This is a genomic window from Cedecea lapagei, from assembly GCF_900635955.1.
Taxonomy (GTDB): Bacteria; Pseudomonadota; Gammaproteobacteria; order Enterobacterales; family Enterobacteriaceae; genus Cedecea; species Cedecea lapagei.
Genome location: NZ_LR134201.1, coordinates 38,006 through 58,224, shown reverse-complemented (window position 1 = coordinate 58,224; position 20,219 = coordinate 38,006). Strand labels below are relative to the sequence as shown.

Below are 20,219 nucleotides of genomic sequence, written 5' to 3'. Positions count from 1 at the left end.
CTTTGAGGGAGAGGGTCGGGGTGAGGGTCTTATTTCTTACCGGCCAGCAGATCCAGCACTTCCTGGACGCTGGTGGTGTGCGCCAGGCGCTCAATCACCGAGTCATCATCCAGCGCGTTGGTCAGGCTGGTGATCACCTGAATGTGCTCGTTGTTGCGGGCGGCAATACCGATAACCAGACGGGCAATATCTTCCGGCTCTTCACCGAAGTGAACGCCTTCCGGATACTGGCAGAACACGACGCCGGTTTTCAGCACGCGATCTTTCGCTTCAACGGTACCGTGAGGAACCGCGATGCCTTCGCCCAGGTAGGTCGGGGTCAGTTTTTCGCGCTCGAACATCGCGTCAACGTATTCAGGCTGTACGTAACCGCCGTTTACCAGTTGCTCACCGGCAAAACGAATCGCTTCTTCTTTGGTGTTGGCTTTCAGGCCGAGGAACACGTTGCCCGCGCCCAGCTTGAACACGCCGTCTTCGCTGGAGACAAAGCTGTCTTCCAGGCTGTGCATCACCTTCACTTCTTTGTCGCTCAGGTTCTGAGAGGCCAGCAGACGCTCAACCAGGTTGGCATACAGGCTGCTGTCGAGGAAGTTGGTCAGGGAGATATGCTGCGCCTGTGGCACCTGGCGCATCGCACGCTCGGTCAGGTCGCGGTGGGTAATCACCAGGTCAACGTCATCCGGCAGGCTGTTGATAGCGCAGTTGGTCACGGAGATATTTTTCAGGCCGGCATCGTTCACTTTCTTACGCAGCACGCCCGCACCCATGGCGCTGGAGCCCATACCTGCGTCACAGGCAACGATGATTTTACGCACGTGGCTCAGGTCGTTAGACAGGCCTGCACCTACCGCCAGCGGCGCGGTGCCACCTTTGGATTCGGCTTTCATTTCCTGCATACGGCGAGCGGCAGCTTCGATGTCATCTTCCTCTTTCACCTTGCTGGTTTTCAGCAGGATGGCGGACACCACGAAGGAAACGACCATGGCCGCGCAGATAGCCGCGATGTTAGCGAAGTAAGCGCCTTTTGGGGTCATCGCCAGTACCGCCAGGATGGAACCTGGGGAAGCCGGGGAAACCAGGCCGCCGTTCAGCACGGTCAGAGTGAACACGCCGGTCATACCGCCAAGGATAACGGCCAGGATCAGGCGTGGATTCATCAGCACATACGGGAAGTAAATCTCGTGGATACCGCCCAGGAAGTGGATGATAGCCGCGCCGCCAGCGGACTGCTTAGCGTTACCGCGACCGAAGAACATGTACGCCAGCAGTACGCCCATACCTGGACCTGGGTTCGCTTCGATCAGGAAGAAGATAGATTTGCCCAGTTCGTGGGACTGCTGAATCCCCAGCGGCGAGAAGATACCGTGGTTGATAGCGTTGTTCAGGAACAGGATTTTCGCCGGCTCTACGAAGATAGAGGCCAGCGGCAGCATGTCGTGCACCACCATGAAGTTAACGCCTGCCGCCAGAAGTTTGGACAGGACTTCAACCGCAGGGCCGATGCCGAGGAACGCCAGAATGGCCAGGATCATCCCGATGATGCCGGCAGAGAAGTTGTTCACCAGCATTTCAAAGCCGGATTTGATTTTACCGTCGACCCATTTGTCGAAGTGCTTGATAGCCCAGCCACCCAGAGGACCGGCAATCATGGCGCCGAGGAACATCGGCATGTCTGCGCCGACGATAACGCCCATGGTGGTGATAGCACCGACAACGCCGCCGCGGTCACCGCCAATCAGGCGGCCACCGGTAAAGCCGATCAGCAGCGGCAGCAGGTAAGTGATCATCGGGCCTACCAGCTTCGCCAGCGTTTCGTTTGGCAACCATCCGGTAGGAATAAATAAGGCCGTGATAATACCCCAGGCGATAAACGCCCCGATATTTGGCATTACCATATTGCTGAGGAAACGACCAAAGCTTTGCACTTTGATCTTGATATCGGATGACATACACATACCCCTTGTTGGTGTTACGCGCTGAAAAGCAGCCCGAGGTTTATTGTTAACGTAGCGGCAGGGTCGCCGGCCTTATGAAGCAGAAAGTGACGCGAATCTGGCACTGAATCGTTTAGCTGTCCAGCTAACGCCTTATTATGTGACAAAGATCACTAATAATCAGGGTTCAACCAACCTCGGTGAGTGACGAAGATCACATAATTGCTGTGTAAAAAAAGTACACGGTGAATTTTTAAACCCTTATCGGCCCTTTAATGTGATTAACATCACATTTAGTTATGACGCCTTTGTTATTTATTTGTGATCTACATCACAAGATATTTTCAGGCAGTCTCCCCCGTGTGTGATCCAGTTAAAATATGGCAGTTGACAGTCGGCGAGAGCTCCTTGCTCGGTGAAAGTTAATTACAGCGAGGCGGGAGGGGAAAAGCGCCGCTGTCGTAGACTTTTTCAGCAATGTTGGGTATCTGTTTCATACTTACCTCAAGTTGGCAAAAACGGATAATGTCATGAAACTGATCGGTAACTACACCAGCCCCTATGTGCGAAAGATCTCGGTCATCCTGCTGGAAAAAGGCCTCAGCTTTGAGTTTATTAACGTCAATCCGTGGGTAGGCGGCAGTCCTGCCCCGCAGTACAACCCGCTGGGCAAAGTGCCAACGCTGATTACCGACGAGGGCGAGCGCTGGTTTGATTCGCCGATCATCGCCCAATACCTTGAGCTGCTGAACATAGCGCCAGAGCTGATTCCGCTCGACCCGAAAGCAGCGCTAAAAGTGCGCCAGCTTGAGGCGTTAGCCGACGGCATTCTGGATGCGGCGTTAACTTCCGTGCGTGAAAAACTGCGCCCGTCGGAACAGCAGTCCGAAGAGGTGCTGCTGCGCCAGCGAGAGAAAATTGCCCGAGCCCTCGATATGCTGGAGCAGTACGCTGCCGACGGCACGCTGACCGCAGAGCCGCTCAATCTGGCCAATATCTCCGCGGCCTGCGCCGTTGGCTACCTCAATTTCCGCCGCGTTGCGCCGGGCTGGTGCGTCAATCGCCCGCACCTGGTCAAACTGGTAGAGCAGCTGTTCCAGCGCGAGAGCTTTGCACGCACTGAACCACCCGCGGCATGATCTGCTGCCAGGACAGGGGACGTTGTCCCCTATAATATTGCTAACAAATTCCCTAACCCAGTCCCTGCCATGACGACAGCTCAAACACTTTTTAGCCATCTTCCGGCGACCGACCGCTTGCTGCGCGATGCCGCCTTTACCGCCCTCCTTGCCGAGTTCGGGCACACCCGCGTGGTTGCTACCCTCAGGTCGCTGCAGAACGAAGCGCGCGAACACATCCGCGAGGCGAACAAGCTGCCGGACTGGAGCGAGGACTGGGCAAAGAAAACGCGAGAGGAACTTGAGGCCAGCCAGCGCAGCGCTCTGCTGCCGGTGTTCAACCTGACCGGCACCGTGCTGCACACTAACCTCGGGCGAGCGCTACAGGCCGAAGCGGCTATTGAGGCGGTGAGCGAAGCCATGCGCTCTGCGGTTACGCTCGAATATTCACTCGACGACGCAGGCCGTGGCCATCGCGATCGCGCCATTGCCGACCTGCTTTGCGAGCTGACCGGCGCGGAAGATGCCTGCATCGTCAACAATAATGCGGCAGCGGTACTGTTAATGCTGGCCGCCAGCGCCAACGGCGGCGAAGTTGTGGTTTCGCGAGGCGAGCTGGTGGAGATTGGCGGCGCGTTCCGCATCCCCGACGTCATGCGCCAGGCAGGCTGCACGCTGGTTGAAGTCGGTACCACCAACCGCACGCACCTGAAAGATTACCGGGCTGCGGCGGGCGAAAACACCGCGCTGCTGATGAAGGTTCATACCAGCAACTATCACATCGAAGGTTTCACCAAAGCGGTCAGCGAAGCCGAACTGGCCGCACTGGGCAACGAACTTAACCTGCCGGTGGTTGCCGACCTCGGCAGCGGTTCGCTGGTGGATTTAAGCCAGTGGGGTTTACCGCCTGAGCCTATGCCGCAGCAGCTGATTGCCGACGGCGTGAGCCTGGTCAGCTTCTCCGGCGACAAACTTCTCGGCGGCCCACAGGCCGGGATCATCGTGGGCAAAAAGGCGCTTATTGAGCGTATTCAGAGCCATCCTCTGAAACGCGCGCTGCGTGCCGACAAAATGACGCTGGCGGCGCTGGAGGCCACGCTGCGGCTCTACCAGCACCCGGAAACGCTGGTCGAGCGTCTGCCAACGTTGCGCCTGCTGACCCGCAGCGCCGAGGATATCCACCAGCAGGCAACCCGCCTGCTGCCCGTTTTTGAGCAGCGTTTTGGCGAGCGATTTAACGTGCGTGTAGAGGCGTGTCTGTCGCAAATCGGTAGCGGCTCTTTACCCGTTGACCGTCTGCCTGGCGCGGCTCTGACCTTTGCGCCAAAAGATGGACGTGGTTCAACGCTTGCCTCCCTGACGCAAACCCTGCGCACACTTGAGAGGCCGGTGATTGGCCGCATTGCCGATGGCCGCCTGTGGCTGGATTTACGCTGCCTGGAAAACGAAGCGCTGCTGCTGGAGGGGATCGCCAAGTGATTATTGCCACCGCCGGGCATGTCGACCACGGCAAAACCACCCTTCTCCAGGCGCTGACCGGCGTAAATGCCGACCGGCTGCCGGAAGAGAAAAAGCGCGGCATGACCATCGATCTGGGCTATGCCTACTGGCCGCAGCCGGATGGCCGCGTCATCGGCTTTATTGACGTGCCGGGGCACGAAAAATTTCTGGCCAACATGCTGGCGGGCGTCGGCGGCATCGATCATGCGCTGCTGGTCGTCGCCTGCGACGATGGCGTGATGGCGCAAACCCGCGAACATCTGGCTATTTTACAGCTGACGGGCAACCCACAGATTACCGTCGCGCTGACCAAAGCCGACCGCGTGAGCGAAAGCCGCATTGAGGAAGTCCGCGCAGAAGTTACCGCCCTGCTCGGCGATACGAAGGCCGCCATTTTTGTTACCGCAGCCGCCAGCGGAGAAGGCATTGAGGCGCTGCAGCAGCATCTCAAAGGGCTAAACGAACGCCCTCACGCCACCTCGCACCGCTTCCGTCTTGCTATCGACAGGGCCTTTACGATTAAGGGCGCTGGGCTGGTAGTAACCGGCACTGCGCTAAGCGGCAAAGTTAACGCTGGCGATTCGCTCTGGCTGACCGGTGCAGATAAGCCGATGCGCGTGCGCGGCCTGCACGCCCAAAATCAGCCAGTCTCCAGCGCGGTGGCCGGGCAGCGCATTGCGCTGAACATCAGCGGTGATGCGGAAAAAACGGACATCAGCCGTGGCGACTGGCTGCTGAGCGAAAAACCGCTGCTGCCGGTTGAGCGCGTCATCGTCGAACTGCAGCCGCTGCAGCCGCTTCAGCAATGGCAGCCGCTGCATATTCACCATTCAGCACGCCACGTGACCGGGCGAGTTTCCCTGCTTGAAAACAATCTGGCCGAACTGGTGCTGGATGTACCGCTGTGGCTGGCGGATAACGACCGCCTGGTGCTGCGCGACATCAGCGCCCGCACCACGCTCGCCGGTGCTCGTGCCGTGCTGCTCAATGCACCACGCCGCGGCAAGCGTCAGCCCGCGTTCCTCAGCTGGCTAGGTGAGCTGGCTGAGGCTACCGATGATCAACAGGCGCTGGAAGCGCATTTAACACGCGGAGCCGTTCTGCTCAGCGAATTTGCCTGGGCACGTCAGCTCACGGCGGAAGGACTTCAGGTACAGCTTGCGAAGCCGGGCTACCTGCAGGCGGGTAATGCCCTGCTAAGCCAGGAGGTGGCTGCTCGCTGGCAGCAAAAACTTCTCGAGGTGCTGGAACGCTACCACCAGCAGCATGACGATCAGCCGGGGCCGGGGCGTGAGCGCCTGCGCCGTATGGCACTGCCCTCAGAAGACGAAGGGCTGGTGCTGTCGCTTATCGAAAGGATGCGCGGTGAAGGCCTGCTGATAAGCCGCCAGGGTTGGCTGCATCTGCCTGGGTACGAACCGGGGTTTTCTGCCACGCAGCAGGCGGTGTGGGACAAAGTGGACGCGCTGCTTGGCGACGAGCCATGGTGGGTTCGCGACCTGGCCAAAGAAACCGGCGAGGAAGAACAGGTAATGCGCCAGCTACTGAGATCCGCCGCCCAGCAGGGGCTGGTAACCGCGATTCTGAAAGATCGTTATTACCGAAACGATCGCCTGCAGGCGTTTGCCGATCTGATCCGCGAACTGGATCAAACCCACGGTGCCACCAACGCCGCCGACTTCCGCGACAGGCTCGGTGTAGGCCGCAAGCTGGCGATTCAGATACTCGAGTACTTCGACAAAACCGGCTTCACCCGGCGGCGCGGCAACGACCATCTGCTGCGCGATAAGGCGCTGTTTACCGCTTCGTAATCTCCCTTTCAGCGAGAAGAGGCTTTTCCTCTTCTCGGGAGGGGATCCGTGAAGCGTGTCGTAAAGCAGACGAGAAATGGCGAAGAATTAACCGGGCCGGACTACCCTTGAGAATGAACCATCACAAGGAGACGGCTATGACTAATAATCCTCCCGATACACGCATCATCCCAGGCGAGTATGGTTTCCCGCTTAAACTTAAACCCCGTTACGACAACTATATAGGCGGCCAGTGGGTCGCGCCGGTGGGCGGTCAATACTACGAAAACCTCACCCCGGTCACCGGTCAGCCGCTGTGCGAAATCGCCAGCTCCGGCAAAGCCGACATCGACCTGGCGCTGGATGCCGCTCATGCGGCCAAAAAAGAGTGGGGGCAGATGTCCGTACAGGAGCGCGCCGCTATTCTGCTGAAAATTGCCGACCGCATGGAGCAAAACATCGAGCTGCTGGCAACGGCGGAAACCTGGGATAACGGCAAACCCATCCGCGAAACCAGCGCCGCCGACGTGCCGCTGGCTATCGACCACTTCCGCTATTTCGCCTCCTGCATACGCGCGCAGGAAGGCGGCATCAGCGAGGTGGATAAAGATACCGTGGCCTATCACTTCCACGAGCCGCTTGGCGTGGTGGCGCAGATTATCCCGTGGAACTTCCCGCTCTTAATGGCAAGCTGGAAAATGGCCCCGGCGCTGGCGGCGGGTAACTGCATCGTCCTGAAGCCTGCCCGGCTCACCCCGCTTTCCGTGCTGCTGCTGATGGAGCTGGTCGGCGATCTGCTGCCGCCGGGCGTGGTTAACGTAGTCAACGGCGCGGGCGGCGAGATTGGTGAATACCTTGCCACTTCTAAACGTATTGCCAAGGTGGCGTTTACCGGCTCCACCGAGGTTGGCCAGCAGATCATGCAGTACGCTACCCAGAACATTATTCCGGTCACGCTGGAGCTGGGCGGCAAATCCCCGAACATCTTCTTCGCCGACGTAATGGAAGAGGAAGATGCCTTCTTCGACAAAGCGCTGGAGGGCTTTGCGCTGTTCGCCTTTAACCAGGGTGAGGTCTGTACCTGCCCGAGCCGTGCGCTGGTGCAGGAGTCTATTTACGAGCGCTTCATTGAGCGTGCGATTCGCCGCGTAGAAGCCATACGCAGCGGCAACCCGCTGGACAGCCGAACCCAGATGGGCGCGCAGGTGTCCCACGGGCAGATGGAAACCATCCTCAACTACATCGATATCGGCAAGAAAGAAGGCGCGGACGTGCTGACCGGCGGGCGGAGAAAAGCGCTGACGGGCGACCTGCAGGCGGGTTACTACCTCGAACCTACCATTCTGTTTGGTCAAAACAACATGCGCGTATTCCAGGAAGAGATCTTCGGCCCGGTGCTCGCCGTCACCACCTTTAAAACCGTGGAGGAGGCGCTGGAGCTGGCGAACGACACCGAATATGGCCTCGGCGCAGGCGTCTGGAGCCGCAACGGCAGCCTGGCTTACAAAATGGGGCGCGGTATTCAGGCCGGGCGCGTGTGGACCAACTGCTACCACGCCTACCCGGCACACGCGGCGTTTGGCGGCTACAAGCAGTCCGGGATTGGGCGCGAGACCCATAAGATGATGCTGGAGCATTATCAGCAGACCAAGTGCCTGCTGGTGAGCTATTCCGATAAGCCGCTGGGCCTGTTCTGAGGTTTGACCCTCACCCTAACCCTCTCCCTGGAAGGGAGAGGGGATAAAAATACTCCGCGGCTTGTTTTCCTCCCTCGCCCCTTTGGGGAGAGAGCTGATATACCTTCCCCTTCTTTCCTCCCTCGCCCCTTTGGGGAGAGGGCCGGGGTGAGGGGAAATCTAGCGCAGCCGCTCCGGGTGCGTATAAACCGTTGCACGGCCTGGGCGGTTAAAGCCCACCAGCGTCAGGTTGGTGCGCTTAGCGACTTCAACCGCTAACGTCGTGGCGGCGGAGACCGCAAAAAGGATTTCTACGCCGCACATCGCGGCCTTCTGCACCATTTCGTAGCTCGCACGGCTTGAAACCAGCGCTGCGCCCTGCTGCCACTGGTTACGGCTGCGAATGCCGAGCATCTTATCCAGCGCCACATGGCGACCAATATCTTCCCGTCCGTCGAGAATTTGCCCTTCCGCATCCAGCCATAACGCCGCATGGGTGCAGCCGGTCAACCCGCCAATCGGCTGGTAGTCGCGCATTTTACCCAACGGCTCATCCAGCTTTTCAAGGCTAAAGGTCTGGGTAAAGGGCAGCGGCGGCACCGGGCGGCCAATATCGCTCAGCTGCTCGACGCCGCATACCCCGCAGCCGGTTCGCCCAGCCAGCGCGCGACGGCGCTCCTTCAGCCCCATAAAACGGCGGCTGGAAAGCTCAATCTGCACCTCAACGCCGTGACAGGATGCCAATACATCCATCCCGTAAATGTCTGCCGGACTGTCAATAATGCCTTCGGACAGGGAAAAACCGAGCGCAAAAGCCTCCAGATCTTTTGGCGAAGCCATCATCACAACGTGAGAAATACCGTTGTAGACGAGCGCGACAGGCACCTCCTCGGCGATCCAGTCGGTTTCACCCACGGTGAGATTGCCCCGGTGCCAGAGCTCGATCGTGCGTGCGCCGGTTACCTGTTCCATAAGTTTTTTGTCAGAGTAGCGAAATTTGTTCACTTAGTTTTAACCATTCGAGAACACCCTCAGGACCATTGTGGTATTCTACTTAATACCCCTTCCGGATGAAGGGAAGTAAGCCATCAAAATCTATACTGGTTCCAATTGTGAACCTTTGCGGGTTACCCCGCAAAATAAATCCTAAGCAATGTGAAATGTCGAAATGTAAGGAGCGATCCATGCAGGTCAGCAGAAGGCAGTTCTTTAAGATCTGTGCTGGCGGTATGGCAGGCACCACGGCAGCAGCACTGGGTTTTGCCCCCGGCGCTGCGCTTGCGGAAACCCGGCAGTACAAGCTGCTGCGCACCCGTGAAACCCGTAACACCTGTACATACTGCTCCGTCGGCTGTGGGCTATTGATGTATAGCCTCGGCGACGGCGCAAAAAACGCAAAAGCCTCAATTTTCCATATCGAAGGTGACCCGGACCACCCGGTCAACCGCGGCGCGCTGTGCCCGAAAGGGGCCGGTCTGGTGGACTTCATTCACTCCGAAAGCCGCCTGAAAACCCCCTCTTACCGCGCACCAGGCTCCGATAAATGGCAGCAAATCAGCTGGGAAGATGCCTTTGACCGCATCGCGAAGCTGATGAAAGAGGACCGCGACGCCAACTTCATCGAAAAGAATGAACAGGGCACCACGGTAAACCGCTGGCTTTCCACGGGGATGCTCTGCGCCTCCGCGTCCAGCAACGAAACCGGCTATTTAACCCAGAAATTTACCCGCGCCCTCGGCATGCTTGCCGTGGATAACCAGGCGCGTGTCTGACACGGACCAACGGTAGCAAGTCTTGCTCCAACATTTGGTCGCGGTGCGATGACCAACCACTGGGTTGATATCAAAAACGCCAACCTCGTCGTGGTAATGGGTGGCAACGCGGCAGAAGCGCATCCGGTGGGATTCCGCTGGGCGATGGAAGCCAAAATCCACAACGGCGCGAAGCTGATTGTTATCGATCCTCGCTTTACGCGAACCGCTTCGGTGGCGGATTTCTACACGCCTATCCGCTCCGGGACCGACATTGCTTTCCTGTCGGGCGTACTGCTGTACCTGATAAACAACAACAAATTCAACCGCGAGTACGTCGAGTCTTACACCAACGCCAATCTGATTGTGCGCGAGGACTTCGGCTTCGACGACGGGCTGTTCACCGGCTACGACGCGGCAAACCGCAAATACGACAAAACCACCTGGAACTACGAGCTGGATGAAGAAGGTTTTGCGAAACGCGACCTGACGCTGCAGCACCCGCGCTGCGTGTGGAATCTGCTGAAAGAGCATATTTCCCGCTACACGCCGGACGTGGTCACCAGCATCTGTGGTACGCCGAAAGAGGACTTCCTGAAGGTCTGCGAGTACATCGCCGAAACCAGCGTGGCGGATAAAACCGCGTCGTTCCTGTACGCCCTCGGCTGGACACAGCACTCCATCGGCGCGCAGAACATCCGCACCATGGCGATGATCCAGCTGCTGCTCGGCAACATGGGGATGGCAGGCGGCGGCGTTAACGCCCTGCGCGGCCACTCCAACATTCAGGGTCTGACCGACCTCGGCCTGCTCTCCACCAGCCTGCCGGGTTACATGAACCTACCGAGCGAAAAACAGACCGACATCGACACCTACCTCGCCGCCAACACGCCTAAACCGCTGCTGAAGGGCCAGGTGAACTACTGGAGTAACTACCCGAAATTCTTCGTCTCGATGATGAAAGCCTTCTTTGGCGACAAAGCGACGAAGGAGAACAGCTGGGGCTATGACTGGCTGCCGAAGTGGGACAAAGGCTACGACGTGCTGCAGTACTTCGAAATGATGAGCCAGGGCAAGGTCAACGGCTATCTGTGCCAGGGCTTTAACCCGGTGGCCTCGTTCCCTAACAAGAACAAGGTTGTGGCCTCGCTCTCGAAGCTGAAGTTCCTGGTCACCATTGACCCGCTGAACACCGAGACGTCCAACTTCTGGCAGAACCACGGCGAGATGAACGACGTTGACCCGTCGCAAATCCAGACCGAGGTATTCCGTCTGCCGTCCACCTGCTTCGCGGAAGAGAACGGCTCCATCGTCAACTCCGGCCGCTGGCTGCAGTGGCACTGGAAAGGGGCGGATGCACCGGGGGAAGCGCTGAACGACGGCGAAATCCTCTCCGGCATCTTCACCCGCCTGCGCCATATGTACGAGCGCGACGGCGGTAAAGTGCCTGAGCAGGTGCTGAACATGACCTGGAAGTACCTGACGCCGGACAACCCGGCGCCGGAAGAAGTGGCCATGGAAAGCAACGGCAAGGCGCTGGAAGACGTTATCGACCCGGCCACCGGCGCGGTGCTGGTGAAAAAAGGCCAGCAGCTTAGCTCCTTTGCCCAGCTGCGCGACGACGGCACCACGTCCAGCGGCTGCTGGATCTTCGCAGGAAGCTGGACACCGGACGGTAACCAGATGGCTCGCCGCGACAACGCCGACCCGTCAGGCCTGGGCAATACGCTCGGCTGGGCATGGGCGTGGCCGCTTAACCGCCGAATTCTGTACAACCGTGCCTCCGCCGACCCGTCGGGCAAACCGTGGGATGAAAAACGCCGCCTGATCTCCTGGGATGGCGCGAAATGGGGCGGCATCGACGTACCGGACTACAGCACCGCCGCACCGGACAGCGGCGTCGGGCCGTTTATCATGCAGCCGGAAGGACTGGGTCGCCTGTTTGCCCTCGACAAGATGGCAGAGGGGCCGTTCCCGGAACACTACGAGCCGTTTGAAACGCCGCTGGGTACCAACCCGCTGCACCCGAACGTGGTCTCCAACCCGGCAGCACGCGTGTTTAAAGATGACCTGGAAGCGATGGGCAAGCATGACAAGTTCCCGTATGTCGGCACCACCTATCGCCTGACGGAGCATTTCCACTACTGGACCAAACACGCGCTGCTGAACGCCATCGCGCAGCCGGAGCAGTTTGTCGAGATTGGCGAGAAGCTGGCCAACAGGCTCGGCATCGCCCACGGCGACACGGTGAAGGTCTCCTCCAACCGCGGCTACATCAAGGCCAAGGCGGTGGTGACCAAGCGTATCCGCACCCTGGACGTTCACGGCCAGAAGGTGGATACCATCGGGATCCCGATTCACTGGGGTTACGAAGGCGTGGCGAAGAAAGGCTTTATCGCCAATACCCTGACGCCGTTTGTCGGGGATGCCAACACGCAAACGCCAGAGTTCAAGGCGTTCCTGGTCAACGTGGAAAAGGTGTAACGGATGGCTTATCAATCTCAGGACATTATCCGTCGTTCCGCTACTAACGGCTTCACGCCCGCGCCACAGGCGCGGGATCATCAGCAGGAGGTCGCCAAACTTATCGATGTCACCACCTGCATCGGCTGTAAGGCCTGCCAGGTGGCGTGTTCAGAGTGGAACGACATCCGCGATGAAGTGGGACATAACGTCGGGGTGTACGACAACCCGGCGGACCTGACCGCCAAATCCTGGACGGTGATGCGCTTCTCGGAAGTGGAGCAGAACGACAAACTGGAATGGCTGATCCGCAAAGACGGCTGTATGCACTGCGCGGATCCGGGCTGCCTGAAGGCGTGTCCGTCGGAAGGGGCTATTATTCAGTATGCCAACGGCATCGTCGACTTCCAGTCCGAGCAGTGCATCGGCTGCGGCTACTGCATCGCGGGCTGCCCGTTCGACGTGCCGCGCCTGAACCCGGAAGACAACCGCGTCTACAAATGCACCCTGTGCGTAGACCGCGTCACCGTGGGCCAGGAGCCAGCATGCGTGAAGACCTGCCCGACCGGAGCGATTCATTTTGGATCGAAAGAGGATATGAAAACCCTCGCCGGCGAGCGCGTGGCGGAGCTGAAAACCCGTGGTTATGACAACGCAGGTTTGTACGATCCGGCGGGCGTAGGCGGAACGCACGTCATGTACGTGCTGCATCATGCGGACAAGCCAACGCTGTATCACGGCCTGCCGGAGAACCCGTCCATCAGCCCAACCGTGAAGTTCTGGAAAGGCGTCTGGAAACCGCTGGCCGCCATCGGCTTTGCGGCCACCTTCGCCGCCAGCGTCTTCCACTACGTTGGGGTCGGCCCGAACCGTGCCGAAGAAGAGGACGATAATCTGCACCATGACGACGACGAGGTGCGTAAATGAAAAAGCAACCGACCATTCAGCGCTACAGCGCGCCTGAGCGCATCAACCACTGGGTCACCGCCTTCTGCTTCGTGCTGGCGGCGGTGAGCGGACTGGGCTTTTTCTTCCCGTCCTTCAACTGGCTGATGGGCATTCTCGGTACGCCGCAGCTGGCGCGCATCCTCCACCCGTTCGTTGGGGTGGTGATGTTCGCGTCGTTCATCATCATGTTTTTCCGTTACTGGCACCACAACCTAATCAATCGGGATGATATCTTTTGGGCGAAGAATATTCGTAAGATCGTCGTCAACGAGGAAGTGGGAGACACCGGGCGCTATAACTTCGGCCAGAAATGCGTGTTCTGGGCGGCGATTATTTTCCTGGTGCTGCTGCTGGTGAGTGGCGTAGTTATCTGGCGTCCTTACTTTGCGCCAGCCTTCCCTATTCCGGTTATTCGCTTGGCGTTAATGGTGCATTCATTTGCAGCGGTAGCGTTAATTGTGGTTATCATGGTGCATATTTACGCCGCCCTTTGGGTAAAAGGCACCATCACCGCGATGGTGGAGGGCTGGGTTACCACGACGTGGGCGAAGAAACATCACCCGAAATGGTACCGCGAAGTCCGCAAGACAACGGAAAATAAATCTGAATGAGTATTCGCATAATCCCGCAAGATCAGCTGGAGAAGAGCGATAAACGCACGGCGGAAATGATTCCGCCGTTATTGTTCCCCAGGCTCAAAAATCTCTACAACCGCCGCGCTGAACGGCTGCGCGAGCTGGCTGCCAGCAACCCGCTGGGCGACTATCTGCGCTTTGCCGCGCTGATTGCCCACGCGCAGGAAGTGGTGCTGTACGACCATCCGCTGGAGAGGGATTTAACCGCCCTGATTGCTGAAGCCGCCAAAACCGGCAAGCCGCCGCTGGACATTCACGTCCTGCCGCGCGACCCGCACTGGCAGCGCCTGCTGCAGTCGCTGATTGCCGAGCTGAAGCCAGAGATGGACGGCCCGGCGTTAGCCGTGATTGAAAATCTTGAAAAGGCTTCTTCGCAGGAGCTGGAAGAGATGGCCACCGCGCTGTTCAACGCCGACTTCGCGCTGGTGAGCAGCGACAAAGCGCCGTTTATCTGGGCCGCGCTGTCGCTCTACTGGGCGCAAATGGCGACGCTTATCCCCGGCAAAGCTAAAGCCGAGTACGGCGAACAGCGCCAGTTCTGCCCGGTTTGCGGCTCGATTCCGGTCTCCAGCATGGTGCACATCGGCACCACCAATGGCCTGCGCTACCTGCACTGCAACCTGTGCGAAACCGAATGGCATGTGGTGCGCGTGAAGTGCAGCAACTGCGAGCAGACCCGCGACTTAAACTACTGGTCGCTGGACAGCGAGCAGGCGGCAATCAAAGCCGAAAGCTGCGGCGACTGCGGCACCTACCTGAAAATTCTCTATCAGGAGAAGGACCCGAAAGTGGAAGCCGTCGCCGACGACCTGGCCTCGCTGGTGCTTGACGCCCGCATGGAGCAGGAAGGCTTCGCCCGCAGCAGCATCAACCCGTTCTTATTCCCTGGCGAAGGGGAATAAAACGACCAACGGCATTCAAAGTTGAATGCCGTTTTCTTTTAAAACACGCCCGTTCCCTTCCGCATCAGGCAGCAGTCTGATCAAACTCCAGCCTTTCGCCATCTGGCCCGCGAATCAGTAAAAAACTCACCCTATTCATTGGCGACGATTCCGTTACCGGCCCTTCATCCAGCTTATAGCCCAGCGTTTCCAGACGAGCGGCAACGGCCTGAAGGTCACTCACCTCGAGCGCAATATGGTCGATACCGCAGCGTGGCACATCGAAGCACTCGCTCTGTGGAAGCTGGTACAGCTCAAGTAACACGCCGCCAAGTTCAATAAAGGCCACTTCAATTTCGCCAATCGAGGCGGTTTTGCTGTAGCGACTTTTCACCTCAAAACCCAGCGGGAGATAGAAGGCCAGTGAACGCTCAAGATTGCTTACCTGATAGCCGATATGGGCCAAATGTTTCACCAGTTCGCGCATGTTATACCCCCTTCCTTACACACCAGAAACCGTAGAAACCCACATACACAAAGCACAGCAGCGGCACCAGGAAGGCAATCTGCATGTTGCCGTGGTTAATGTCAGAGATGACGCCCATCACCAGCGGGATCACCGCCCCACCGATAATCGACATCACCACAATTGAGCCTGCAGTCTGGGTGTCTTTCCCCATACCTTTGATCACCAGGCCAAAGTTAGTTGGCCAGCACGGCGCCATGCAGAAGCTCACCAGAATCAGCGCATAGACGGCCAGCATGCTGTGGTTGGCCACGGCAATCAGCAACAACAGCGTGGCGACAGAGGCAAACACGCCGAGCAGCAGCGCAGGGTTCAAACGGTTCATCAGCCAGGTCGCAACGCCTTTACCCACCGCGTAAATCACCAGCGAGGCCAGTAACCAGTAGGTTGCCGAGTGTTCGCTGGTGCCGTGCTGAACCAGCTGCACGAAACGGATAGTGAAGCTCCACACCCCAACCTGCGCACCAACATAAAGGAACTGTGAAAGCACGCCGAGGCGGAAACGAGGGATCGCGAATAAACGTCGCAGCGTGCTGCCCATCCCCTCGGAAGAAACCTGCTGCTTTGGCGCGTCACCTTTGCAGATAGGGAACTTCACAAAGACAAAGATCAGCGCCAGCACCACCAGCACAGAACCGATAATCAGGTATGGCCCGACGACCTGACCCACCATCTGGTGACGTGCCGCATCTGCCGCAGCGGCAGGCATTTTTAGCAGTTCTTCATGGCTCGGGTCATCTTTGCCAAACACCATGATCTGGCCGATTAACACCCCGGAAATGACCCCCAGCGAGTTAAAAATCTGCGAGAAGTTAATGCGCTGGGTGGACGTTTTAATCGGCCCCAGCAGGCTTGAGTAAGTGTTGGCCGACGTTTCCAGGAAAGAGAGGCCGCAGGCGATGACGCCCAGACAGGCAAGGAACGCGCCGTAGGTCATCACCTCTGCGGCAGGGATAAACAGGAAGCAGCCCAGCGCGTAAAGGCAAAGCCCGGTAATAATCGCAGCTTTGTAGGAGTAGCGTTTTATCAGCGCGGCTGCCGGGAGCGCTACGAAGAAATAGCCAAGGAAGAAGATAGATTGCACCAGCGCAGTTTGGGTATCCGACAGATCGAACCCCTTTTTAAACTGAGCAATCAGGATATCGTTCAGGTTTCCGGCCATCCCCCACAGCGCAAACAGGCAGCAAACCAGCAAAAACTGCAGCCAGGGCGTATGGGCGAGGTAGGCGCTGGTGTCCAGCTTTTCAGTGTGAACGTTGTCGCTCACTTTATCGTTAATCAGAGTACTCATGTGAAGTCCCCGTAATCGGTTATTTTATCGTAAGGTTTTTACGCTACCTCATGGTGTGGGGTAGCCAGGGCAAGACGTTCCAGCGCTTCCTGATACTCTGGTAAAGCAGAAGCGCCGTGTTTCTCAACGCTGACCGCGGCATAGGCAGCCGCGAATCTGGCGGCCTGATGGAGAGACTCTCCGCAGGCCAGACGTGCGCAAAGCGCGCCGTTGAAGGCATCCCCGGCGCCGGTGGTATCGCGGGGGTGGGATGGGAAGCAAGGGATCACGTTTTGTTGTCCTCCCTCGCTTAGCAGGGCGCCGACGGCACCCAGAGTGATAATGACTCTTGCCACGCCTTTGGCATGGAGTGCATCGGCGGCAAGCTTCGCGCTTTCGGAATCGGTGACCCGGCAGCCCGTTAACAGCCAGGCTTCGGTGGCGTTTGGCGTGAGCAGATCCACACTCGCCAGCAGCGCATCGTCTACGGGCTGATAAGGCGCGGGGTTCAGCACCACAAATGCGCCATGCTCGCGGCCTGCGTTAATCACCTGCTGAATCGCTGAAAGGTTATTCTCCAGCTGCACCAACACCACATCGGCGCAGCTAATCGCCGGAATACACTGGGCAATTTCTTCGTCGGTTACGGTCATGTTCGCACCGGGATCGACGGCAATCATGTTTTCCGCTTCGTTGCCGGCGACATAGATCAGGGCGTTGCCGGTGGGCACTTCATCGGTGGTCAGCAGCGTGATGGCGTTAAAGCCGACGGTTTTCAGGTGACGGCGGGCGAACTGGCCGAAAGTGTCCTCCCCAATTTTGCCGATGTAATGCACGTTAGCCCCCGCCTTCAGCGCCGCCGTGGCCTGGTTTGCTCCCTTCCCGCCGGCGCTGGTCATGCTGCCGGTAGCAACCAACGATTCTCCGGGCACAGGAAAACGCTCCACCCTGGCGACCATGTCGAAATTGAACGAGCCAAATACACAAACTTTTCCTGTCATGACATTTCTCCTCAGGCGTGTGCCGGGCTGAGTGCAGCTTCAATATCGCGGGTCATGGTCTGCCAGGCCTGCTCCAGCGCCACATCCGGGCGGAACAGGCCGCTGCTGCCCAGGATCAGTACCTGAGCCCCGGCGGTCAGCAACTGGCGGTAGGTATTGCGGTTGCAGGAGCCGTCCACCTCAATAAGAAAATCAAGCTGGCGCTGTTGTTTCAGGCGATGCAGCTGAGCAATTTTCTCCACCATCTCGGGGATAAACGGCTGCCCTGCGTAGCCAGGATCGACGGTCATCACGGTGACTTTGTCGAGCAAGTGAAGGTAATGGTTCAGCGCCTCAACGGGCGTGGCCGGGTTGAGAACGACACCCACCTTTTTCCCGGCATCGCGGAGGGTATGAATGATTCGAAACGCTTCACGGCTGATGACTTCGGCATGCACGGAGAACGAGTCCGCTCCGGCTTCGATCAGCGGCCCAATAAAATCGGCCGGGTTTTCTACCATCAAATGGACGTCGACAGGCAACGTCGTGTAGGGGCGAATTTGGGCGACGAAGGCGGCGGAAAGCGCCAGGTTTTTAACATAGTGCCCGTCCATCACGTCCACATGCAGCATGTCAGCCTTTTGGTTCAGAACCTGCAGCTGCTCGGCTGTTTTCATAATGTCCATGCACATCAGTGACGGGGAAATGTAATACTTCATAGCGCTTCTCCTGGAAAATAGTCAGATTTCAGGCAAAGTCAGGCCCCACCGAACGGGCGGTGTGAATGACAGTGCGGTTTTTATCCGTCACGACATGACGGGCACTCAGGCGATCTGCACTCCGACGTTATGCCAGGTCATCTCCTTTTCCAGCAGCGGATCGTTGAAGGTCTCGGTAATCAGCCAGTCCAGATCCCCCAGCCCTCCGACGCGGGCCACGCCTAAACGTCCGAGCTTGCTGCCGTCCATCAACGCGACCACTTTGCGAGCCTGAATAATCATCTGCTTGAGCAGCGCTGCGTGCGCCTCACTGGCGGCATACAGACCGCTATCGCGCTCCAGCCCCTGGCACGAGAAAAACAGCGTCTCGATGGGATGCTCGAGCAACATTCTGGCCGTTGTTTCGCCGAAAAAAGCCTCTTCGCTCGCCGACAGCTCCCCGCCCAGCCCCACCACGCGCAGAGAGCGGCGGCTCATTAACGTCTGCACAATGCTCACTGACGGGGTAATGACGGTCAGCGCCATCTCCGGCAGCTGACGCGCAAGGAACCAGCTGCTGCTGCTGCCGTCGAGCAAAATGGTGTCTCCCGGCTGCAGCAGGCGCAGCGCCTTACGGGCAATGCGCATCTTGGCTTCGCTGTTCAGCAGCGTTCTCTGACGGAAGCTGCCCTGCGCATCCTGAACCGGCAAGCCCTGCGGGGTCAGAATACTTATCGGCAGGGCATTCTCGGATACCAGCGCGCCGCCATGACTGCGGCTGAGCATCCCTCTGCGCTGCAGTTCGCTGAGGTCACGGCGCACCGTTTCACGGGAAACGCCGGATGCGGCAGCGATGTCATTCACCCGCATCACGCCTTGCTGCCCGAGCAGTTGTAGGATTAAACGGTGACGTTCTAGCGGTAACATAGGTGCCTCCTGAAGTGCAAAATCAGATTACTGGTTTCCGGCATCGCCGATTGCGAGCCAGGGTCTGTCTGCTCATCGCGACGCACTGCCTCGATGAAAACGTGCCGTGGCTCGCATTTTTAGGCCGACTGGCCCCGCGCTCAGTTCACTTCACTGCGTATTCGGTCAAAAACAAAAACAAACGGAAATCAACGCAACTAACCGTTTTTGCCCGTTTATGACTGTTTACGCCCGACGCACTTTATTCCGCGCTGGCTGCCCGCCAATAATTAAAAACAAATGAAAATAAAATAATGTTCAATCGATCACGTTATTTTCACTTAATACGCTTTTTAATCTAAAAAGCGCATGAAATCGCGAAACATGAAATCAATTGAAAATAAAACAGGATTGAGAGATGAATGAGACAACCCGCCGTTTTGCCCGCCTGATCGACCTGAGCGCCGTGCAGGCAACCAACACAGAAGCAGACGTTTGCGCCTGTGCGGAGCTGGCCAGCCGCTACAACATTATTTCGGTACATGTTTTGCCGTGCTGGACGCGTTTTCTTAGCACCCTGCTGCCAGAACAAGGACGCGGCGAAGTGATGATTGGCGGCCCCGTTGGCTTTCCCGGTGGCGGCCACGCAACCGACATCAAAGTGCAGGAAGTTCGCCAGCTAATTACCGACGGCGCGAGGGAAGTCGACATGGTGGTGAACATCGGCAAAGTGCTGTCCGGGGACTTCGATTATGTTCGCGAAGATCTGCGCCGCGTGGTGGAAGCCGCCGCCCCGATCCCGGCGAAAGTGATCCTTGAGACCCATTACCTGAACGAAGAGCAAATCCGCGAAGTGTGTGACATAGCAGTGGAAGTCGGCATGAAGTGGGTGAAAACCTCCACTGGCTGGGCCCCCACCGGCGCAACGCCTGAAAAAGTCAGCATCATTGCGGACCAGCTCAAAGGCCGCATTGAGATAAAAGGCGCAGGCGGCATACGCGACCTGGATACTGTACGCACGCTTTATCGCCTGGGCGTACGCCGCTTCGGCATGAGCCAGAGCGCGGTCAGCAAAGTCCTGGCCCAGCTTGAACAGGATCCAGGCCTGTTCCCGGAATTAAACGATAACTAAAAAATCGCGGG

At 58.1% G+C, this 20,219-nt stretch carries 15 protein-coding genes and 1 pseudogene; 9 read left to right on the top strand and 7 right to left on the bottom strand.

Annotated features, from left to right (window positions below):
* Nucleotides 1-29: 29 nt before the first annotated feature.
* Nucleotides 30-1,949, bottom strand: coding sequence for a PTS mannitol transporter subunit IICBA (locus EL098_RS00280; RefSeq protein ID WP_126354170.1), 1,920 nt, complete (start codon nt 1,947-1,949; stop codon nt 30-32).
* Between the two features lie 515 nt (nt 1,950-2,464).
* Between EL098_RS00280 and EL098_RS00275 the strand changes: the two genes are divergently transcribed.
* The 4 genes from EL098_RS00275 (at nt 2,465) to exaC (ending at nt 8,039) form a co-directional block, all read left to right on the top strand.
* On the top strand, nt 2,465-3,073 hold the full coding sequence (locus EL098_RS00275; protein ID WP_126354169.1) for a glutathione S-transferase: 609 nt from the start codon (nt 2,465-2,467) through the stop codon (nt 3,071-3,073).
* Between the two features lie 69 nt (nt 3,074-3,142).
* Nucleotides 3,143-4,531 (top strand): L-seryl-tRNA(Sec) selenium transferase, encoded by a 1,389-nt coding sequence (gene selA, locus EL098_RS00270; RefSeq protein ID WP_126354168.1) that lies wholly within the window; start codon nt 3,143-3,145, stop codon nt 4,529-4,531.
* The gene (selB, locus tag EL098_RS00265; protein ID WP_126354167.1) at nt 4,528-6,363 is read left to right on the top strand and encodes a selenocysteine-specific translation elongation factor; all 1,836 of its coding nucleotides are present in this window, start codon (nt 4,528-4,530) and stop codon (nt 6,361-6,363) included. Before selA ends, selB begins: the two co-directional genes overlap by 4 nt.
* Before the next feature lie 137 nt (nt 6,364-6,500).
* Entirely contained in the window at nt 6,501-8,039 is a 1,539-nt protein-coding gene (gene exaC / locus EL098_RS00260; RefSeq protein ID WP_126354166.1) for an acetaldehyde dehydrogenase ExaC, read from the top strand.
* A gap of 159 nt (nt 8,040-8,198) precedes the next feature.
* Here exaC and fdhD read toward each other — a convergent pair whose 3' ends face one another.
* Nucleotides 8,199-8,990, bottom strand: coding sequence for a formate dehydrogenase accessory sulfurtransferase FdhD (fdhD, locus tag EL098_RS00255; RefSeq protein WP_126354165.1), 792 nt, complete (start codon nt 8,988-8,990; stop codon nt 8,199-8,201).
* Nucleotides 8,991-9,202: 212 nt separating this feature from the next.
* Between fdhD and fdnG the strand changes: the two genes are divergently transcribed.
* From fdnG to fdhE, 4 genes are read left to right on the top strand one after another with little or no spacing between them, the layout of a single operon-like run.
* A complete protein-coding gene (fdnG, locus tag EL098_RS00245) occupies nt 9,203-12,253 on the top strand; it encodes a formate dehydrogenase-N subunit alpha (RefSeq protein ID WP_164716749.1) in 3,051 nt (1,016 codons plus the stop codon).
* A 3-nt stretch (nt 12,254-12,256) separates the two neighbouring features.
* On the top strand, nt 12,257-13,159 hold the full coding sequence (fdxH, locus tag EL098_RS00240) for a formate dehydrogenase subunit beta (protein ID WP_126354162.1): 903 nt from the start codon (nt 12,257-12,259) through the stop codon (nt 13,157-13,159).
* Nucleotides 13,156-13,791 carry a formate dehydrogenase cytochrome b556 subunit gene (gene fdoI / locus EL098_RS00235; protein WP_126354161.1) on the top strand — a complete coding sequence of 212 codons (636 nt, stop codon included), beginning with the start codon at nt 13,156-13,158 and terminating at the stop codon, nt 13,789-13,791. The genes fdxH and fdoI overlap by 4 nt, the downstream gene beginning before the upstream one ends.
* Nucleotides 13,788-14,717, top strand: coding sequence for a formate dehydrogenase accessory protein FdhE (gene fdhE / locus EL098_RS00230; RefSeq protein WP_126354160.1), 930 nt, complete (start codon nt 13,788-13,790; stop codon nt 14,715-14,717). Before fdoI ends, fdhE begins: the two co-directional genes overlap by 4 nt.
* A 64-nt stretch (nt 14,718-14,781) precedes the next feature.
* Here fdhE and EL098_RS00225 read toward each other — a convergent pair whose 3' ends face one another.
* The 5 genes from EL098_RS00225 to EL098_RS00205 all read right to left on the bottom strand — a co-directional run bounded on the left by EL098_RS00225 (nt 14,782) and on the right by EL098_RS00205 (nt 19,097).
* The gene (locus tag EL098_RS00225; RefSeq protein ID WP_126354159.1) at nt 14,782-15,183 is read right to left on the bottom strand and encodes a VOC family protein; all 402 of its coding nucleotides are present in this window, start codon (nt 15,181-15,183) and stop codon (nt 14,782-14,784) included.
* Nucleotide 15,184: 1 nt separating this feature from the next.
* Nucleotides 15,185-16,513, bottom strand: a complete 1,329-nt coding sequence (gene fucP, locus EL098_RS00220) for an L-fucose:H+ symporter permease (RefSeq protein WP_126354158.1) — start codon at nt 16,511-16,513, stop codon at nt 15,185-15,187.
* A 38-nt stretch (nt 16,514-16,551) separates the two neighbouring features.
* Entirely contained in the window at nt 16,552-17,493 is a 942-nt protein-coding gene (locus EL098_RS00215; RefSeq protein ID WP_126354157.1) for a ribokinase, read from the bottom strand.
* Between the two features lie 11 nt (nt 17,494-17,504).
* Complete coding sequence (gene alsE, locus EL098_RS00210) at nt 17,505-18,191, bottom strand: D-allulose 6-phosphate 3-epimerase (RefSeq protein ID WP_126354156.1); 687 nt, start codon at nt 18,189-18,191, stop codon at nt 17,505-17,507.
* A gap of 105 nt (nt 18,192-18,296) precedes the next feature.
* Entirely contained in the window at nt 18,297-19,097 is an 801-nt protein-coding gene (locus EL098_RS00205) for a DeoR/GlpR family DNA-binding transcription regulator (RefSeq protein WP_126354155.1), read from the bottom strand.
* A 363-nt stretch (nt 19,098-19,460) separates the two neighbouring features.
* On the opposite strand from EL098_RS00205, the pseudogene deoC reads away from it, so the two are divergent.
* Nucleotides 19,461-20,208: pseudogene (gene deoC / locus EL098_RS00200) on the top strand (deoxyribose-phosphate aldolase).
* The last annotated feature ends 11 nt before the right edge of the window (nt 20,209-20,219 follow it).